Here is a 20,193-nt window from a genome sequence, read left to right as displayed (position 1 = left end):
GCAAAAGCACCAATGCATTTCGTTAACTAAAAACGCAAACGATTCGCACTATTGAAGTTTCTCTATCCCCATATTGAACAGTGCAAAGCTATAAATATCTGCATTTGTCTCAATTATTTTACGCGTTGGTGTGCCAGCACCATGCCCTGCATTGGTTTCGATGCGAATCAAGGTCGGATTTGAACCCGCCTGTTTTGACTGCAACTCAGCAGCAAATTTATAAGAGTGAGCAGGAACAACACGATCATCATGATCACCCGTTGTAATCAATGTTGCTGGGTATTCCACCCCCGCTTTTACATTGTGCACTGGCGAATAATCTTTGAGATACTGGAACATCTCTTTACTTTGCTCTGCCGTACCGTAGTCATACGCCCAACCAGCACCTGCGGTAAAAGTATGATAACGCAGCATATCCAGTACGCCGACGGCTGGCAGCGCCACTTTAAACAGCTCTGGACGTTGTGTCATAACTGCCCCCACTAACAAGCCACCATTCGATCCACCGTTAATGGCTAACTTGTTTGATGACGTTACCTTTTCATCGATTAGGAATTCAGCCGCCGCAATAAAGTCATCAAACACATTTTGCTTTTGCATTTGAATGCCAGCGTTGTGCCACTCTTTACCATACTCTCCACCGCCACGAATGTTCGCTACCGCGTAAACACCACCAAGCTCCAGCCAAGCCGCACGTGTCGGGCTAAAAGATGGTGTGAGGCTGATGTTGAAACCACCATAACCATATAGGATGGTTGGTGCACTGCCGTCCATCGGTGTCCCTTTTTTATAGGTGATGATCATCGGCACTTTTGTTCCGTCTTTTGAGGTGTAAAACACTTGGCGAGATTCATACAAAGCTGGATCAAATGGCGCTTTAGATTTGTAGTACACCTCGCTATCACCATCTTTGATGTTCAGACGATACGTAGTGCTTGGCATCTTGTAGTTGGTGAAAGAATAGTAGACTTCGGTTTCTTCTTTTTTACCCGAGAAACCGTATGCACTGCCAATATCAGGCAATTTGATTTCTCGAATGAGTTTGCCGTTCATGTCGTATTGCTTCACCATCGAGATCGCATCAACAATATAACTCGCAAACAAATTGCCACCCGCGGTAGAAACGCGTAACACATTCTTTGTTTCAGGAATCAAATCTTTCCAGTTTTTGGGCTGCGGCTGACTCGCATCCACCGTCACGACGCGTTTGTTCGGCGCGTTAAGGTTCGTAACCAAGTACAGCTTCGTGCCTTGGTTGTCTATCACCCAAGTATCAGAACTGGTGTTATCTAAAATGGTTTTAAGCGGACTGTTTGGCTTACTCAGATCTTTAAAGAACAGTTTGTTACCCGATGTCGATACGCTGGCTGAGATAAACAAGTAGCGTTCATCATCCGACGTATAGCCGCCAACATAACGGTATTTCTCTTCCTCAAAGCCGCCGAAAATCAGCTGGTCTTCACTTTGCTTCGTTCCAAGTTTATGAAAGTAGAGCTTGTGTTGATCTGTCTTCGCGGAGAGTTCACTCCCCTGTGGCTTGTCATAACTTGAGTAATAGAAGCCTTGATTGCCGAGCCAACTGATGCCGCTGAACTTAATATCCACCAGCGTTTCACCGACGGGCTTTTTGGTTTCTGTGTCTAACACAATGACTTTGCGCCAATCGCTACCGCCTTCCGAAATGCTGTATGCAACCAACGAACCGTCTCGTGAAAAACTCACTCCCGCTAACGATGTGGTGCCATCCTCACTAAAAGTATTTGGATCGAGAAAAATTTCTGCTTCACCATCACCTAACTGCCGATAAAGCACATCTTGGTTTTGTAACCCGTCATTTTTGTAGAAATAAGTGAACTTACCCTCTTTGAACGGTTGGCTTTGCTTTTCGTAGTCCATGAGCTTAGTGATGCGCTCTTCAATCTGCTCGCGGTAAGGGATTTTCGACAGATAATCAAACGTCACTGCATTTTGTGCCTTCACCCATTCTGCGGTTTCTGGGCTGAGATCGTCTTCCAACCAGCGATAAGGATCACTCACTTTTGTACCAAAGTAGTCATCGACAACATCCACTTTTTGTGTGATTGGATACGTGATGGCTTTCGGGGTTACTTGTTCAACCGACGACTGCGCCGCTTCATTTGCATGCGCCACAGACAACACACTTCCGAGTGCGAGAACCGTTGCGAATGCTAGGGTGTTCTTTTTCATGAAATTCCTTTTTATTTTTCTGTTGTCTTTTTGTGCAATACATCAGAACTCTACTATATATCGACAAAATGAATCTAATTTCATTAAACGAGTTGTGAAAGCCATCCTAACTCCCTCATTTCCTGCCAGTTCTACAAACCAGTAAGTGGAAGTGTAGAACTTGGGAACAACACTGAAGAGCTACGATGGCGTTTACTCTCTTTCGTCTAAGTCAGCTCGATTTGGCGCAAAACCCCAGACTCAGAAGCGAAATCTTGGTCGTGACTAATCAGAACAAATCCACCTTTGTATACATTTAACGCCTGACTAAGCATTATTTTTGACTCGAGATCGAGATGATTATCTGGTTCATCAAGCAGCAGCAAAGGCTGGGAGTGTTGATGGCTGACGATCAGCATTGCGAGCTTCATCTTCTCGCCACCGCTCAGTAGGCGCCCCAATCGAAACACAGCATCTCGACGAAAACCGATCCCGGCCAATAAGGTCCTCGCTTCACTTTCCGTCATCTCTTGGCAGCTCTCTATTACGTTCTCAAGTAACGAAAGATTTGGATTCACTGCGGCAAAATGTTGGTCGAGATAATACAAAGGCGTATTCACTTGCAGCTCACCACTCAGCAACGACAACTCGCCAAGCAACGTCTTTAACAAGGTTGACTTTCCGCATCCATTTTTCCCTTTGAGATGGACTTTATCGTTCGAAAAAATCTGCAACGTGATAGGAGTAGAATCCCTAAAAGGCAATATACCTTCTTGTATCGACAACACTTTTCTCGAACGGTTCGGATTATCTGCAAGATAAAGCTTTTGCGCTTTGAGCTGCTCATGTCGCGATTGCAACGCCTGTTCTTTGGCTTGTAAATGCGCTTGTCTGAGTTGCTCATTCTTATTGCGATTTGAGGCGCTGGCGGTCGCGCTATCCTTTTTTCCATCCAGCAAAATTTTGGGCTGACTGCCGTCTTTGCGCAGTTTGTTCCCTTGCGCGGCGCGTTGGTCTGCTTTTTCGCGATTTTTCTGGGCTTGCTCAGCTAACCGTTTTTTCTGTTTATCGACCTGCGCTAACTGCCTTTCGACCGCTTGTAGCTCAGTGCGTTTTTGCTCGGCATACACATCGTAATTTCCACCAAAAACTTGTAAGCCTAGGCCCGAGAGTTCCCAAATTTCCTCCATCTCTCGCAGCAGCTCGCGATCGTGACTGATGAGTAAAATCGCGCCACCGAAATGCCTCATAGACTCTATCAGCCATTGTTTCGCCTCGGTATCGAGGTGATTGGATGGCTCATCGAGAATCAAAAGCTCCGTTTCGTTTTCAAACAACTGCCATAACTGCAAACGCGCCAACTGACCACCACTGAGCCGAGCACAAGAGAAATCAGGGTCTTGCGGCAAGCCCATCGCAGCAAGCTGCTGTTTGAGTTTCTGTTCAATATCCCACTGTTCGCCAACCAGTTCGAACCAATGCTCAGAAACATCACCTTGTTCAATCTGCTTTAAAGCATGCAAGACCGAGTCTGTTCCCAGAAACTGGGCGATCGATTGCTGACCTGAAAGCAAATCAGACGGCTGCTGGCGATACATCATGAAAGAAGAGGGAGAAGTCACAACACCGCTGGCAGGCTGAGTTTCGCCCGCCAAAATGGAAGCAAAAAGCGACTTACCGATGCCATTGCGCCCAACCAAACCAACACGTCGTTTAGTCATGGAACAAGAAATAGACTGGAATAGCGTCTCGCCATTATCAAACTGATGGCTAACATTAAAAGCTTGTAAAACTGGCATAATTTGCCTCCTGTATGACAGGGACAACAGCCGTAGCTATGATTTGAGATTGCAACAAAACGCGTGCACAAACGCATTAAGCTTTATGTAAAGCTCGACGATAAACGTCAAATAAAAAATTTGTCTTGTTGCAAAGAAATATCGGAAAGTGAGCTACGCCTACTAACCCTGCAGATCCAAAAAATAAGTAAAAATATGGATGACAGGTTTAGTTCTTCATGTTGGCGTAATCTCCTATAGAAATGATGCGCAGAGTGTAGCGGCTTTTTTGTTCAAAAAGCAAGCTTTCTAACCAAATGAGTACAAAGAGAAAATTTCACAGCAAGTTGTTATATCGTATTAACTTTTTAACAAAACTTTGAACAATTTCGAGATCTTATCAACACAATTTTTGCCCAAGCCATACTATGCTTAGGGTAAAGATAATCCACATAAGGGCGTGGTTATGAAATACAAACATATCCTTGTTGCACTCGAACTGTCAGATGAAAGCACCGTGCTTATCGACAGAGCGGTATCAATGGCAAACTATCTCGACTCCGATATCTCCTTTATCCACATTGATGGTACGCACGGAGAAATCTATCGCGAGCTTGTAGACATTAAAGAGAACCCGGATCAAAGGCCGTTGAATGAGCATTCAATGGAATGTTTAAGAACATTCAGTGATTACATGGACTACCCACTTAAACACTTCTTTGTAGGTACGGGTGATTTAGCTGATAAGTTGGAAGTCACCATTAAAGAGCAAGAAGTAGATCTGCTGATTTGTGGTCACCACCAAGATTTCTGGAGCAAGATCATTTCTTACTCAAGACACCTAATCAACAAATCACCCGTTGATATTTTAGTGGTGCCTATTCACGAATAAATTGGCGTGATCATGAAATAGCCCCACGGGCTCAGAGAACTTGTCTCATTTTATAAAACCACCAAATTGTTTGGTGGTTTTTTATTAATACTTCATCAGTTTATCTATTCCTACATGGTAGATAGGTTAACGTTTATGCGTTACATTTTGTAACTGACCGAGACGGACATAGCGCGTCAGTCTCTTCACCCACCTTCTCCATTCGGATAAGGCCATGCTGAAAGCAAGGATCCCTATGACAAATAAAAAAGTACTGATTCTCTTTGCTCATCCTTCCCAGCATCGTTCAGAAGTGAATACTCCACTTTTCAAAGAAGCTCAAAAAATCGAAGGCGTGACATGCGTTGACTTGTACGGTGAGTACCCTCGTTTCAACATCAATATCGACCGAGAACAACAACGCCTTCGTGAACATGATGTGGTGATTTTCCAATTCCCGCTTTACTGGTACTCAACACCAGCGATTTTGAAAGAATGGCAAGATTTGGTGTTGGAATACGGCTTTGCATACGGCACCGAAGGAACCGAACTGCAAGGCAAAACCATGCTGTGCGTGCTTTCTGCTGGCGGCAAAGAAGAAGCCTACAAAGCCGAAGGCTACAACCATTTTACGATTCGGGAACTGCTCGCTCCTATCGAGCAAATGTCCGCACTCACGGGCATGCACTATATTGCGCCTCTTGCTTTGTTTGGTTCGCGTACCGCAGCCGAAGAAGGTCGTATCCCGCGCCATATTGAACGCTATAAAAAGCTCTTAACGGCGCTGGTCGAAGACCGATTGGATGTCGAGGCCGCCGCTTCGCTCATTAAACTTAACAGTGCATTGCCGGAGCTCATCAAGGGGGCGTCATGACAGGAATATTCTTACAAGCCTTTGTGTACCTTGTAGCCGCCGTTATCGCGGTTCCGTTAGCAAAACGCTTAGGTTTAGGCTCTGTGCTGGGCTACCTAATTGCCGGCGTGGTGATTGGCCCAATCATCGGCCTAGTAGGCGAAGAGACCACAACCATCCAACATTTTGCGGAATTTGGCGTTGTAATGATGCTGTTCCTTGTTGGTTTAGAACTCGAACCTAAAATGCTGTGGGCGATGCGTAATCGCTTGATGGGGTTAGGTGGCTTGCAAGTTGGCGGCACTGTCGCCGCGATTATGGGTATCGCCTTGTATTTTGAGCAGCCTTGGACGATTGCTCTGGCGATTGGCCTAATTTTCGCGCTGTCATCAACCGCCATTGTGCTGCAAACCTTTAGCGAAAAAGGGCTAACCAAAACAGAAGGTGGTAAAAACGCGTTTTCTGTTCTGCTCTTTCAAGATATCGCCGTTATCCCGATGTTGGCCTTTATTCCACTGTTGGCCCTGCCGGAGTTAGTCGAACAAGCACAAAATGCCGTTCAAACTGCTGCGCAGCATCACGACGATTTAAACCTCGTGGCCGATTTGCCGGGCTGGGCATACGGAATTGTCATCACAGCATCGATTGCGATTGTTGTGGTTGGCGGACACTTTTTAAGCCGCCCGTTACTTAAGTACGTGGCGAGCTCTGGTTTGCGCGAAATCTTTACGGCGACCGCGCTCATGCTGGTGATTGGCATCGCTGCACTGATGAGTTTAGTGGGCTTGTCTCCTGCGCTTGGAACCTTCTTGGCTGGCGTTGTATTGGCGAACAGTGAATTCCGCCACGAGTTAGAGTCCAACATCGAACCATTTAAAGGTTTATTGCTGGGACTGTTCTTTATTACCGTTGGCGCGGGAATCAACTTCTCGGTTCTATTTGGTGATTTCTGGCTGATCATGGCGCTGACCATTGGCGTGATGGTATTGAAAGCCTTGGTGCTGTTTATTCTCGCGCTGATATTTAGAGTGAAAGGCAGCAACCGCTGGCTGTTTACCCTAAGCTTGGCTCAAGCGGGTGAATTTGGTTTTGTGTTGCTAAGCTTCTCTGTTCAAAACCACGTCATTCCGTTTGAACTCTCGCAAACTCTTGCACTGGTGGTTGCGATTTCAATGTTCCTGACCCCGGGTTTGTTCATTCTGTTTGATCGTGTGATTTTGCCTCGCTTTGAAATCCAATCGAATGAACGCGAAAGCGATACGATTGAAGAAACAGGCACAGTCATCATTGCTGGTATTGGCCGCTTTGGTCAGATTGTGAATCGCCTATTAGTATCGAACGGCGTAACAACTGTAGTGCTTGACCATCAAGCCAACCAAGTCGATAACATGCGCCAGATTGGCACTCGTGCCTATTTTGGTGACGCAACCCGACCAGATATGCTGCACACGGCAGGTATCGAGCATGCGGCTGCGTTGGTCGTCGCGATTGATAACCAAGAATCGAGTGTGGAACTGGTGAAATACGTGAAGCACACGTACCCGAAAGTGAAAATCATCGCACGCGCTTTCGACCGCGGTCATGGTTACTTGTTGCGTCAAGCTGGCGCCGATGTGATTGAATCGGAAACTTATCACTCGGCACTGGAAATGGGTGGACACGCCATGAAAGCGTTAGGCATTCACCCATTCTTTGTTGAACAGCAAAAAGACACTTACAAGCGCGTAGAAGCTCGTAAATCTGAAATGTTATACCAAGCGTGGGAAGACGATTCGGAAGGTGAGCGCTTCGATAACAACTTCCGTGAGCTATTCATCCAGCTCGAAGAGAAAATGGCGGAAGAGATGCGCAAAGATCGTCACGATAAGTTATCGCGTTCTGAACGTGGCTGGACGCCACCGCCAAAAGGTTACGCTGAAAACTTTGACGGTGAAAACGTGCAAGATATTACGCCACCAAAAGAAGAAGCGATTTAACGCCAAAACAGAAATACAAAAACCTCCCACCATTGGGAGGTTTTTTGTCGGTTGTACGTCAGCACGCCGCCCTAAATCACCACAGTGACTTTCATCCATAATGAAAGCTACATGAGGTCATTCATCAAAATCTCATACTCTTCATTCGCTTCTTCAACTAAATGAGAAAGCTCTAACGCGTCGGTAACTGCAAGATTGAACTGCCACGGGGTTGCGTCTTCTTTGCCACAAATTCGAGTTTCACACCCACGACTTTCAAAAGATAAATCATCAAACTCGGTCGTATGACGCTCTTCAAGTTCGATAATTTCAACTTCCAATCTTCCAACAGGGTTTACTTTAACGTGCGCGTGTAACTCTGAACTGCTAGACAAACAATAATCTCGATGAACTGCAATCATGGCCGCCTCCTTGTTCTGCCAACTGACAACTCATCAAAGAGTGTAGGAGAGGAAGTTTAAACGTGGGGTGAAATAATAATGAAGATTGATCTGTCTCATTGGAGGAGACAATTTTTGTCATCACAGTATGAGTCGGTATGAAACTCGCCTGAAATCACACAGAGTCAAACCAGAAAAGTTGGCATTCAAGGCGAGTTTCCCTATTATCGAAACACATTTAACGTTGGTCAGTTTAGAGGTCAGTATGGAGCTAGAAGCCGTCGCTAAAGCATTAAAAGAATTAGGGCACCCTACCCGTCTATGCATTTATAAAGAAGTCGTTAAAGCGGGCTACAAAGGCATTGCGGTAGGCGGTGTGCAAGAAAAACTCGGTATTCCTGCATCCACACTTTCTCATCATATTTCCAGTTTAGCCTCTGCAGGACTCATTACTCAGCGCCGTGAAGGCCGTATTCTTTTTTGTGTTGCTGAATACGAATGTTTGGACGATGTCATCGACTTTCTTCGTGCCGAATGTTGCGTGAATGAATGCCAATAACGGCTTTGACGATCCAAATAAAAACGAGCTCCTATTGAGCTCATTTTTATTGTCTTCTGCCGCCGGTTTTATTTTTGCACCAATAACATGAACGACTTTGCCGGAACCTTCAGTTCTATCCCGGCTTTAACGCTTTGATCTGACATCAAATCGAACCAATCACACTCTGTCTTTAGCGATAGCGATTGTGCGCGCGTGGATTTGTTTAGCACTACAATACCTTTCTCTCCGCGTTTTAGCACTAGCATATCGTCATTCCCTTCCAGTACCGTCATTGATTCGCCATGAGTCACATTATGGAACGCGATCATCTTCGCCATGCGCGGATCATTCCAAGCGTCTTTCCATCTTGGCTTTCCGTTTTTGTTCTTAATGCCGCTGGTATCCAAATCGGTATAAACCAAAGGCACGCCGCCATCGCGACCAAGAATGTAGGCATAAGCGATCCACTCATCCTCTTCATCCATTATCAAATCGAGAAAGACGTCGTTGTTGGGAATATCATGCGTCACCACAAAAGTGATGGCTCGACCGTTTGAAAGCGCTTGGCCAAAACAGTAAGGGTCAATCAGAGACTTGAAACTGCCTTTTTTTGAAAATGCTTTAAAGATGGTCGAAAACAGCGGGAAATCATACGCACCTAAACGGGTTTCTTGTAAATACGGCTCAAGAAACAGTTGATACTCTTCTTCTGTTGCACCGCCATCGGTAATGATTTCCCCAAAAATATGCACATCTTGGGTTATGTCGTCTGTCCATACGCGTTTTAGGTGTTCAAGCGTCATGTGCTTCGCGGCATCAATGCGGAAGCCTTTCACACCTATCGCTTTCAATGCTTTTAAGTAAGCTCGCTGCTGCTCGACAACATGTTCACAAACGCGAAGGGTTGGTAAACCAGGATCGGTTGGCCCACCTGTAATTCGGCCATTTTGGACCTGCCATTTATCTTTCCAGTCTTTGATACCAAACGCTTCAACAAAATCTTCTTCGCTAAATAGCGGTTTGGATAAATCGCCGAAAAGCTTTAAAGACTGGTATTTATGTTCGTCTTGTCGGTATTGATCTAACACGTCCTGACGAGGGTATTGCAGATCACGGCGTAAATGTGCTTCGTTAGCCATGTGGTTAAACACCACGTCGGCGTACACCAAAACGCCTACGCGTTCGAGCTCACGAACCATATAGATGAAGTCTTGGGTGTCACCGAGCGCGTTGTCGATAACACGGTAATCTTGTGGTTGATAGCGCTGCCACCAACGTTCATCGTGGGCGCTTTTCATTGGTGGCGAAACCAGCACCGAGCCATAACCTAGCTGGTGGATTTCATTTGCTCGTTGGGCAATGTCAGCGTACTTCCAATCAAAGGCGTGCAAAATCACGTTTGCACCTGCTGATTGCGTTTCCTGTAAGCCACTCATGTTGTTCTCCTACTCGTTTCCACTCACGATTACTTGTTTGGTTGTTTTGTGTGAATGAACTCAATAGTCGAAATTATAAAAGCTATTCGCGATACGCCCTCACCCTTTTGCGCTTAACTCAAGGCTGAAAATCAAGGCGTAGATACGCCCTGCCTAGCACAATGAGAGTCTGTGAATCTCCTCCAGTCGATGACAGCTCTTGCCATCCGCAAATCAAATGCAACTAAGCCATTGTTTTTATTTACATAAAATCCAAAAACAAATTCCAAGCAACAAATCCTTATGTACGCCCTAACCCACTCGCTGTAAATGAGTAGGTTATAAAATGAGTTGACGTAACAAATAGTTAAGAAAGGCAAACTGGCAACTAGATCACGTTTGGTGAGAAGGGATTGGCGTCGAAAAGTGTGTTGAGGAAACGCAGAAACAAAAACGGCCCTTGGGGTATTGGGCCGTGATAAAGACAACGAAGTAGATTAGCGTTCTGGTGTTTCCAGAAGTTTAACGGCGCAATCCACAGCGTTGTTGATACCTTGACTACTCTCAAGCTTACCTGAACTCGCAGGCCCAAGGGCACAAGAGTACAAAGCCAGTTGCTTATCGAACGGCAGATCCAACTGTTCATATAGGTTTTGTCGGATACGTGCATGTTGTTCTGGTTCTTGGCTTGCAAGGCTAATCAACGTGTCATAAATAAGCGTTTTCATGTCATTCCCTTTAATTTTATTGCACGGGGTGCATATATATTGTATCCGTTTAGAAACCACAAATCAGAAGCTAGGTCACAGAACGCGGCGCTAAAAAAGATTATGTGAGAAGGATATGCCAACACAAAATTGAGACGCTTTCGACAAAAATTGACAGATACATCTCGAAATCATGCAAACGTTTGGCATTTAACACTGTTTGAATACAACCAAAAGCAGGAAAAACGAACACGCCGCCAAAAATGGCGGCGTGTTTTTTTGTGTTACGAAACTAACTTAACGTCGATTAGAAGAAATAAACCAGCATCTCTACATCATCACCTTGTTGAGGAGCTTGAAGAGAAAAGTGCACATAGCCCGCTTCAGTCACTGGGATAGCAAGGTATTCATTGCTGCCCGCGTAGTTTGACGCGTACTCATGTTGCTCTGCTGTAGGCCAGTGTTTGCGGCTTGCGTACAAGTCCACATTACCTGCGCCGTAAGGGTCGTTCGCATTTGATTGGCTCGACATCCAAACGCGTACTTCTTTCACGCCTTCAGGCACATAAACAGCGGCATAACGCTGCTGATGAACCGTTAGCACTTTCGCTTCTCCTGATTCCAAAACCACAGGAGCTAAATCGTCTTGCACTTGTGTTGGTGGCGTTTGCGCTTCAACTTCTAACGCTGCCACAAGGTTTACGGAGTCGTAGCTATCACGCCCTGTTAAACTGATGTAGTAACGGCCAGCTTTAACGTAACCGTTTTGCTCTGGCGCAAATTGAATCTCTTCATTGCTACCGTCCGCGTACTGGCTCATTTCGAAGTCGTAGTAATGCGCCACTTTGTTGTAGCTCACGTAAAGGTCGGCATCACCCGCTCCTTCAATAGAGACATTAAAGCGAACGGTGTTAGCAGGCACGTCAACGTAGAACAGTTTTTCGCTGTATGCTTCGCCACTCAGTTGAAGACTTTGGTTCGCCGCCAGCTCCGTCACTTGCACTTCAGGATCGGTTGGTTCGCTTGGCTCTTCTGGATCCGTTCCTGGTTGCTCCGGTTCAACTACCACTTCTAACGTATCTAACCAACGATCAAATTCCGCATCATATTGTTGACCAAGCACAGTAACCTGCTGCGCCCATTGTGCAAACTGACCTGAACGAGACAACGCCAATAAGCTCTCTACATCTTGAGGGTGGTTTTCTAGCATGAAGCGAACTGCCAGGTAACCCCAACGGTAAATGCGGTTGCTATCGTGCGAGTATGTGGTGTCAAACACGGTTGAAAGACTCAGTTTGCCACTTGGGATCAGATCGATCGCGGCCTTGTAACCTTGTTTGTAATGCATGTATTCCGCAAAGCCTTCCAGCCACCAAACGATATGACCATGAGCTAAGTTGTCGCTGAATGAACCGTATTGGTTGAAACGTGCATCCAAGTAGTGAGTGTACTCGTGCTCAAGGTTCAAAATAGATAGATCTTCGCCATTCGCGTAGCGATAAGCCACGAAACGCGCCGTATTATCGGCTCTTGACGGGGTCCCCTCTAAGTACTGACCACCGTTATCCGTTGTATTGCCAAACAGGAATGAAGAGTAATCAACGTAGCTGTCGTTGCTTGCAAACACCGCGACTTCAACACGATCGTTCAAGTCATCCGCCACTGGTTGATTGCCAGTATTCGCAACTTGATGGAAGTCTGCTTCTTTCGCAGCAAGCACTTCACACGCTTTCGCAGCTTGAGCATCGGTGAGATCTTCAGAGCGAATGATGGCAGGTCCCTGACATTCAAAACGATTTGGCATCACACGTGCTGCTAGATCTTGCTTCGCTTGTTCTAGGTTTAGACCATTCAAACCCTCAGGTGCGTAGTAACTCATCATCTCAACGGCGGCAAGCCACAGTTTGTCGTGCTCACTGCCCAATGGGTAACGCTGCATCACTTGTTGCATGACAGCCAATGCTTTGCGTTTGGTTTCTTGATCTGGGCTCGCAAGTAGACGACCAGTTTCACGTAATGCATTGAAAACGATAAAGTTTGCATCTGTATCTAACGCCCATGCATTGTCAGAAGCGAATCGCGCTAACGTATCAATATGGTGAGTGTTGTTTGCCATGTAGCGGTAGAACGCATCGTTCGCCGCGTGACCTGCCATAGATCGGAACAAGTTGTTCAGGCCATCAACCCATTGGGTGTCTTTCGCGGTGTCACGGTTAAAGTGCATCAACGCGGCCATCATGCTATCCATGGTCAGCGGCAACTGCTTCACGTTATCAACCATCAAAGTCAGGCTCTTCATTGCGCCAACTTGCTCGCGACCTTGCTCCAAAGCATGAGGGTTGTTGAGGAACAGGTTCGTTGACTGAGCAAAACGCTGACTCAATGCTTCTGAAAACTCAGGCGTACCAGTACCAGCGTTGTAACGAACGTAATACGCCGCACGAATAAATTCGCCTAGATTTTCTAGAACACGAGCTTGTTCTGCTTCACCACGATAGCGTGCAATTTCTTGATCCAACGCGACTTGAATACGGCTTAAACTTGCTTCGCTATAAATATCATTCAGCGTTGCTGAAGGCGCAGAGAACCAAGCGTGGTAGCAATCATATTCAGCGCCAGAAACGGCAGCGGCCAAATCACGCGATTGTTGTAAATCAGCAACAGCACACTGATTTTGGGCAAAAGAGAAGCTAGAAACACTCGCTAGCATGCAAGCAAGCGCCAAACGATGACGCGGGAAAAAACGGATATGAGACATAACAACACTCATTGATTATAAAAATAAATTGAGTGGGGTTTATATTCCTTACAGCTCAAACAGTGAAATCAGTATCATAAAATTTATGAAATCGATCCCAAAAATAGACTTATTACTCTAATTTAATGGGACCAATCCCACACAGGAAGATTCAATAATTATTAATAAAAACATTAATTTACCTTTTTCTAAATAAGTCAATATGAGTCAAAAGTGACTCATAAAATGAAATTTATCGCACCAGACCAAAAAGTTAGTTATTAGCTCAACTGAGAACCATTGAAAACGAGTTTTCATTATGAGACATGAACCAAATAAGCATCAAAACACATATCTGAAAGCAATAGATGATGGTAAATTCTCGCCACACGCCGTGCCTAATACTCTATTGCATAATGACATCATCCTTTTTTGTCGAAACGTAATATCAATGAGAGTAAAACCTGCATCGAGCAAATCACGGCACTGAACTAGGACTACATATCCCCTTCCATCACACCAGAAAGAAGTGGGACTTAAAAGGATCAGAAACCATGTCACTTTGGGGATTTTTAGGAGCGGGGCTTGCTTACTTATTAATGACGTTTGCCTTTGTTTTTGGCAGCATTTTTTGGTTATGTGCGGAAGGTCATACATTAAGAGAAACAAAACGCCAATCATCGATAATGTCAGGGATTATTATTTGCTCTATTGGAACTTGGGTGATTGCATTTAGTATTTATATTTACGGTTACTTTTGGGATAACTCTTCTCACTATTATTTTTACTTGCTCGCTCCATGGCCTCTTGCCATTGTAGGCATAACACTTCGTAACCATTGGGTTAGCCAATACGCAAGTGTAAAACAAGAAAAAAATGAAAAGTGGCAAAGGCACTGGAGAGAAATATTAGGCGAAGATACTGAAGATCTTCCACCGTATCGATATGACTACGGGCTCTACTCAGGCATTTGGCAAGCCAATGAAACACTCAGAGAGCAGTGCTTTGCAGCGCTTACTCACGGGAATTCAGTCTATGAGAGAGTAAAGGCTTTTCAAAAAATGACTACTCACGAGCACAACAACGATGATCAAATTTTGCTGAGTAAACTCGCCCAATTAGAGAATGAAATTATCCAAGCACTGGAACAACACTCGCAAAAAAACGTAAGTATTGAAAAAGGCTCTGGTACTTTATGCAAAGAGTCAAAACGCAATGTTTATCGCCATGAGAATGGCCCAACAGAAGAACAACTGTACGACTCAATCAATCTCCAACATGATTTGGATCGAGAGCTACGTAACATTATCTATGACAGGCTTGGTGACGATGGCTTGGATGAATACTTTTTCCTCCGAGCGCCACTCGAAGAGCTTACCGAGAATGAAACCGCAATCAACTGGATGCTCTGGGGTTTAATAAGCAACCATTTTGACGTTGACCCATACCAAACGGCGTTGGAGCTCAATTTAATGAATGCGGAACCAAGATGGGGACAAGATGAGCGGTTTGTGGTGGTAACAACGGCAGCTTGAACGACTTTACGCGTTGATTACTAGACGCCCTCAAGCTGAAAACATTGCTCTGCCCGATAAACAACCAACTTATTGACTACAAGCTCATTTATCATAATCGAGATAAGCATAACGTTGCTCATCAAGCACTTAGGAGGCGCATTCGTCACGATCTCATCCAGAGCTTTCATCGGCTTCATGAGACATCGTAAAGAACTGTGCTTCCCATTTCTGCGTATATACTTTCTATCAACAGATGCCTTTTCAGAGAGTAGTTATGTTAGAAGAACGACTTTATGAACGTTATCTGCCTGGGTACTTAGAAAGTAATAGTGAAGAAGAAAAGCAGCGCCTATGGCAGCAAGCTGACCCTAACACGATTTATCAGCTCAATAGCGAATTACAAAAACTGCACGGTGAGGGGAACGACCTCATATCGTTTAGTGACCCCAATCGTTCGCACCTCCCGATCACCGCTTGGCCGGACATGCTATCGGCCGACATTGCCTTTTGGCGCAAGCACCAACACTGGTTATTGCAAAGTAATGACCCAGTCACTCCAACTAACGAAGACGACTTGAGCGTGAATTATAAAATTCCGCTCAATTACATCAATCAATACAATGGTGAACATTTACGCCTGTTCTACGGGTCTCGCCTCGTTTATGCGAGATTGTTCAGCGCCCTGCACTACATTTTGAATCACGTTAAATCGGTGATCGAAGATTGGAGCCACGATCGCTACCCCTATCAATTACCCATAGAACTGTACATACCAACGACAAGTGAGCCGCAATCGGCAGTACGAAGTACATATCACCATTTCAATAGTGCTAACTATCAATCACTTAAAAACTATTTCCAGCAGCACTATTCAAGTTGGATTGAAGAGCAATATCTCAATTGGATGTTCGAGCTCAACACACAACTTAATCACCAAACCGCCGCCACTTACATCGTTGAATATGAGGACAAGTTTGGCATTCCGCGTGTCGACTTTATTTGCAAAAACGAAAACACTTTGCGGATGATTCGCCCCGCTCATTTTGTTGAAGACATGCGACAAATGGTGAGTTCGACCGATTATCTTGATCACCAAGTACAGCAAGTCGCGCTCAGAATCGAACGGCAATGCCGAGCGAAAGGATGGTAAATAAAGGCAGGTACAACGTTAGGGAAATTCGAATAACAAAAAGCCATCTTCTAAGCTTGATCATTAGAACGAGAAGTTTGAACGACGAGAAGACTCAACGGATGGATAAACGCTATGCTATCGATAAAACAATTATCTTATGCCTTGGCTGTCTCAAAAACGCTGCATTTTCGTAAAGCAGCAGATTTGTGTCATGTTCGCCAATCAACGTTGAGTACAGGCGTCAGTGAACTGGAGCGTCAGCTAGGCATTAAGATTTTTGAACGGGACAATAAAAAAGTGCTCGTCACGCCACTTGGTCGTGAAGTTTTAGACAAAGCCAGCAACATTATGCTTCAACTGGAAGACATGGCACACCTCGACCACAGTTGCGGCGAACCTTTTTGCTTTCCGTTGTCCATTGGCATGATCCCGACCATTGCACCTTATCTTCTGCCAAAGTTGTTACTCACCTTAAAAGAGCAGTACCCCAACGCGAAAATAGACATCGTCGAAGAACAGTCGCATGTCCTTGTCGACATGGTTCACAGCGGTGAGATTGACGCGGCCGTGCTGGCCATCCCCTACCCTTGTGACGGCTTGTTAACGTTAGAGTTTTGGCAAGAAGACTTTTACTGGGTCGCGCTCGATGGGCAAATGCACACAGACAAAAGCAGCATTACGTCCGAAGAACTACAAGAAACCAACCTCATGCTGCTTAAAGAAGGCCACTGCCTCAAAGATCATATTTTGGATGCCTGCCGCCTCTCTGAACAAACCTCCAATCAGGAATACCGTGCCACCAGCCTAAACACGTTAATTCAAATGGTAATGAGTGGAATGGGCACAACCTTGATCCCGGAAATGGCACTGGAACAGCTCGTCACGCACTACCCAGTATTATCGGCAGTGCATTTAAATGAGCCCGGCCCTCACCGCAGAATAGCCCTCGCGTTTCGCCCAAACTATGTGGACGTTTCCAGTCTCGAAGCGCTTTCCCGTATCGCGAAGCAATCTCTCAAATAATCTCGAAATCAAAATCGTTTAAACCCAGCAGCGCGCCGTTACCTCGGTGTGCTTTGTGGGCGTTGGTATTTGCTATAGACAACGCCTTCCATTCAGTAATCAAAATTTCCGAACGTTACATTCATTTTTATCATTTTTACAAATCAGAACATCTATCCAATACTTTTTTTAGTTGTTTGCTGACGGCTTATAAAAAGTCGTGAAACCAGATGGAATGAGAGGAAGCTAGCATGACGCACATCGATATCGGCATTGATAGAGAGCACCGATTAAGCACCGCAGAGGGCTTGAAGCAGCTCTTGGCAGATTCTTACACGCTCTATCTGCAAACGCACAACTTCCACTGGAATGTGGAAGGCCCGAACTTCAGAGAACTGCATCTCATGTTCGAAGAACACTATACCGAACTTGCGACGGCTGTAGACGAGATTGCCGAGCGCATACGCACACTGGACGTTCCCGCACCCGGCACGTTTAAAGAGTTCGCCAAACTCAGTGTGATTGAAGAGGTTGAAGGCGTTCCGAGCGCGACGGAAATGGTCGACATACTCACGCACAATCACGAACAAGTCGTAAAAACCGCACGTAAAGTGTTAAAGCTAGCCCAACAAGCGGATGACGAATCTAGCGTGGCGTTGGTATCGGACAGAATGCGCATCCATGAAAAAACAGCATGGATGTTACGATCGCTGCAGAAATAACGCCGAGCGAAACGACCTAAGGATAATGCTCTGTATTAAAACATCAGTAATTAATAACGGATGCCCGTGTTTGTTCACCAGCTGTAACGACTAGCACTCGCAAAACGCAAGAATGGAAGAATTAACATGACACAACAAAATGCGCATTCCGCAGGCAAATGCCCCGTAATGCATGGCTCCATGACCACCAATGACAGAACAGAAAAGAACTGGTGGCCGAAGTCGCTCAACCTCGACATTTTGCATCAACACGACGCTAAAACAAATCCAATGTCGAGTGATTTTGATTACCAAGAAGAAGTCAAAAAACTCGATTTCGCTGCACTCAAACAAGACCTCATCGCACTAATGACCGATAGCCAAGAATGGTGGCCTGCTGACTGGGGACATTATGGCGGCTTGATGATTCGTATGTCATGGCATGCGGCAGGGACTTATCGAATCGCAGATGGTCGCGGTGGTGCGGGCACCGGAAATTTACGTTTTGCCCCGCTAAATTCATGGCCAGATAACGCTAATCTCGACAAAGCAAGACGTATCCTTTGGCCGATTAAGAAAAAATATGGCAACCAACTGAGCTGGGCCGATCTCATTGCGTATGCCGGTACGATGGCTTATGAATCCATGGGGTTGAAAACGTTCGGCTTCGGATTCGGGCGCGAAGACATCTGGCACCCAGAAAAGGACATTTATTGGGGCTCAGAAAAAGAATGGCTGGCACCTACCAACAACCCTAACAGCCGCTATTCAGGTGAACGGGATTTAGAGAATCCACTCGCCGCTGTGATGATGGGCTTAATTTATGTCAACCCAGAAGGCGTCGATGGACAGCCGGATCCACTCAAAACCGCGCACGACGTACGAGTTACGTTCGCTCGAATGGCAATGAATGATGAAGAAACCGTTGCCCTAACCGCTGGTGGCCACACCGTAGGTAAAGCGCATGGTAACGGTGATGCAGCCAATTTAGGCCCAGAGCCAGAAGGTGCCGACATTCACGACCAAGGATTAGGTTGGTTAAACAAGACAACCCGCGGCGTAGGCAACAACGCGGTCACCAGTGGGATTGAAGGCGCATGGACAAGCCAGCCAACGCAATGGGATAACGGCTATTTTCATCTGCTGTTAAATTACGATTGGGAACTGAAAAAAAGCCCAGCCGGCGCATGGCAATGGGAACCTATCGACATTAAAGAGGAAGACAAACCGGTCGATCCTGAAAACCCTAACGTTCGGCATAACCCAATCATGACAGACGCCGATATGGCGATGAAGATGGATCCGGAGTATCGCAAAATCTCAGAACGCTTCCATAGCGACCCGGCCTATTTCGCCGACACCTTTGCTCGGGCTTGGTTTAAATTAACGCACAGAGACATGGGGCCTAAGGCTCGCTACATCGGCCCTGATGTCCCGCAAGAAGACCTCATCTGGCAAGATCCGGTTCCTCACGGCAATGCAAACTACGATGTAGACGCGGTAAAAGCCAAAATCGCAGCCAGTGGGTTATCGGTTAGTGACATGGTCACAACCGCTTGGGACAGTGCACGCACGTTCCGTCAGTCTGACAAACGTGGTGGCGCAAACGGCGCTCGTATTCGCTTAGCACCACAAAAAGACTGGCAAGGTAACGAGCCAGAGCGGCTAGCCCGAGTATTACCGGTGTTGGAAAGCATCGCGAAAGATACGGGAGCCAGCGTCGCTGATGTGATCGTATTAGCAGGTAACGTCGGTATTGAGCAAGCCGCCAGCGCGGCGGGTGTTAACGTCACTGTGCCGTTCCTTCCAGGACGTGGCGACGCAACACAGGATATGACGGATGTTGAGTCTTTCGAGGTGTTAGAACCGTTGCACGATGGATATCGAAACTGGCTCAAACAAAACTACGTTGTAACACCAGAAGAAATGCTGTTGGATCGCACCCAGTTGATGGGGTTAACTGCCGCTGAAATGACGGTGCTCGTCGGAGGGATGCGCGTTCTTGGCACAAATCATGGCGGTAGCAAACACGGTGTGTTCACAGACCGAGTCGGCCAACTTACCAACGATTTTTTCATTAACCTAACCGACATGAAGTACACGTGGGAACCCGTTGGCGAAAACCTTTACGAAATCCGCAGCCGTCGCTCCAAAGATGTAAAATGGACAGCGACCCGCGTCGATCTTGTCTTCGGCTCAAACTCAATACTCAGAGCCTATGCCGAACTGTATGCACAAGATGACAACGCAGGAAAATTCGTTGAAGACTTTGTCGCCGCGTGGACCAAAGTGATGAACGCCGACCGATTTTGATGTCATCCAAAGCGAAGCCTAATCTAACAATTAGGCATCCTTTCGCTTATATAAAAATGGTAGGTATCACTTACCTGCCATTT

15 protein-coding genes are annotated in these 20,193 nt (G+C 45.9%); 9 read left to right on the top strand and 6 right to left on the bottom strand.

Translation table 11 applies throughout. From position 1 onward, the window contains the following. Nucleotides 1-48: 48 nt before the first annotated feature. Both ACF8EG_RS22350 and ACF8EG_RS22345 read right to left on the bottom strand, forming a co-directional pair. Nucleotides 49-2,208, bottom strand: coding sequence for a prolyl oligopeptidase family protein (locus ACF8EG_RS22350; RefSeq protein ID WP_069505780.1), 2,160 nt, complete (start codon nucleotides 2,206-2,208; stop codon nucleotides 49-51). Nucleotides 2,209-2,414: 206 nt separating this feature from the next. Then, a complete protein-coding gene (locus ACF8EG_RS22345) occupies nucleotides 2,415-3,986 on the bottom strand; it encodes an ATP-binding cassette domain-containing protein (protein ID WP_069505778.1) in 1,572 nt (523 codons plus the stop codon). A gap of 445 nt (nucleotides 3,987-4,431) precedes the next feature. Between ACF8EG_RS22345 and ACF8EG_RS22340 the strand changes: the two genes are divergently transcribed. The 3 genes from ACF8EG_RS22340 (at nucleotide 4,432) to ACF8EG_RS22330 (ending at nucleotide 7,665) form a co-directional block, all read left to right on the top strand. After that, entirely contained in the window at nucleotides 4,432-4,857 is a 426-nt protein-coding gene (locus tag ACF8EG_RS22340) for a universal stress protein (protein WP_005459700.1), read from the top strand. Nucleotides 4,858-5,092: 235 nt separating this feature from the next. Further along, on the top strand, nucleotides 5,093-5,710 hold the full coding sequence (locus ACF8EG_RS22335; protein WP_069505776.1) for an NAD(P)H-dependent oxidoreductase: 618 nt from the start codon (nucleotides 5,093-5,095) through the stop codon (nucleotides 5,708-5,710). Continuing rightward, nucleotides 5,707-7,665 (top strand): monovalent cation:proton antiporter-2 (CPA2) family protein, encoded by a 1,959-nt coding sequence (locus ACF8EG_RS22330; RefSeq protein WP_015312981.1) that lies wholly within the window; start codon nucleotides 5,707-5,709, stop codon nucleotides 7,663-7,665. Before ACF8EG_RS22335 ends, ACF8EG_RS22330 begins: the two co-directional genes overlap by 4 nt. A gap of 107 nt (nucleotides 7,666-7,772) precedes the next feature. Here the strand turns inward: ACF8EG_RS22330 and ACF8EG_RS22325 are convergent, their stop codons facing one another. Then, nucleotides 7,773-8,066, bottom strand: a complete 294-nt coding sequence (locus ACF8EG_RS22325; RefSeq protein ID WP_005459692.1) for a hypothetical protein — start codon at nucleotides 8,064-8,066, stop codon at nucleotides 7,773-7,775. A gap of 244 nt (nucleotides 8,067-8,310) precedes the next feature. On the opposite strand from ACF8EG_RS22325, the gene ACF8EG_RS22320 reads away from it, so the two are divergent. Then, entirely contained in the window at nucleotides 8,311-8,604 is a 294-nt protein-coding gene (locus ACF8EG_RS22320) for a helix-turn-helix transcriptional regulator (RefSeq protein ID WP_005459687.1), read from the top strand. Nucleotides 8,605-8,672: 68 nt separating this feature from the next. Here the strand turns inward: ACF8EG_RS22320 and ACF8EG_RS22315 are convergent, their stop codons facing one another. The 3 genes from ACF8EG_RS22315 to ACF8EG_RS22305 form a co-directional block, all read right to left on the bottom strand. Next, complete coding sequence (locus ACF8EG_RS22315) at nucleotides 8,673-10,022, bottom strand: alpha-amylase family protein (RefSeq protein WP_020835008.1); 1,350 nt, start codon at nucleotides 10,020-10,022, stop codon at nucleotides 8,673-8,675. A gap of 476 nt (nucleotides 10,023-10,498) precedes the next feature. After that, nucleotides 10,499-10,729: a PAS factor family protein gene (locus ACF8EG_RS22310; RefSeq protein ID WP_005479230.1), complete on the bottom strand. Its 231-nt coding sequence runs from the start codon at nucleotides 10,727-10,729 to the stop codon at nucleotides 10,499-10,501. A gap of 286 nt (nucleotides 10,730-11,015) precedes the next feature. Continuing rightward, entirely contained in the window at nucleotides 11,016-13,466 is a 2,451-nt protein-coding gene (locus ACF8EG_RS22305) for a M9 family metallopeptidase (protein ID WP_069505774.1), read from the bottom strand. Between the two features lie 533 nt (nucleotides 13,467-13,999). Here ACF8EG_RS22305 and ACF8EG_RS22300 point away from each other — a divergent pair. The 5 genes from ACF8EG_RS22300 (at nucleotide 14,000) to katG (ending at nucleotide 20,110) form a co-directional block, all read left to right on the top strand. Further along, nucleotides 14,000-14,980 carry a hypothetical protein gene (locus ACF8EG_RS22300; protein WP_069505772.1) on the top strand — a complete coding sequence of 327 codons (981 nt, stop codon included), beginning with the start codon at nucleotides 14,000-14,002 and terminating at the stop codon, nucleotides 14,978-14,980. Nucleotides 14,981-15,236: 256 nt separating this feature from the next. Then, nucleotides 15,237-16,112, top strand: coding sequence for a hypothetical protein (locus ACF8EG_RS22295; protein ID WP_069505770.1), 876 nt, complete (start codon nucleotides 15,237-15,239; stop codon nucleotides 16,110-16,112). A 114-nt stretch (nucleotides 16,113-16,226) separates the two neighbouring features. After that, the gene (locus ACF8EG_RS22290) at nucleotides 16,227-17,117 is read left to right on the top strand and encodes a hydrogen peroxide-inducible genes activator (protein WP_017447896.1); all 891 of its coding nucleotides are present in this window, start codon (nucleotides 16,227-16,229) and stop codon (nucleotides 17,115-17,117) included. Nucleotides 17,118-17,347: 230 nt separating this feature from the next. After that, nucleotides 17,348-17,818: a Dps family protein gene (locus ACF8EG_RS22285; protein WP_005457571.1), complete on the top strand. Its 471-nt coding sequence runs from the start codon at nucleotides 17,348-17,350 to the stop codon at nucleotides 17,816-17,818. Between the two features lie 126 nt (nucleotides 17,819-17,944). Further along, nucleotides 17,945-20,110, top strand: coding sequence for a catalase/peroxidase HPI (katG, locus tag ACF8EG_RS22280; RefSeq protein WP_025576030.1), 2,166 nt, complete (start codon nucleotides 17,945-17,947; stop codon nucleotides 20,108-20,110). The last annotated feature ends 83 nt before the right edge of the window (nucleotides 20,111-20,193 follow it).

Source organism: Vibrio sp. YQ_11, assembly GCF_043103065.1.
Taxonomy (GTDB): Bacteria; Pseudomonadota; Gammaproteobacteria; order Enterobacterales; family Vibrionaceae; genus Vibrio; species Vibrio parahaemolyticus.
The sequence above is the reverse complement of the archived record's forward strand: the minus strand, read 5'-3'. Positions and strand labels throughout refer to the sequence as shown.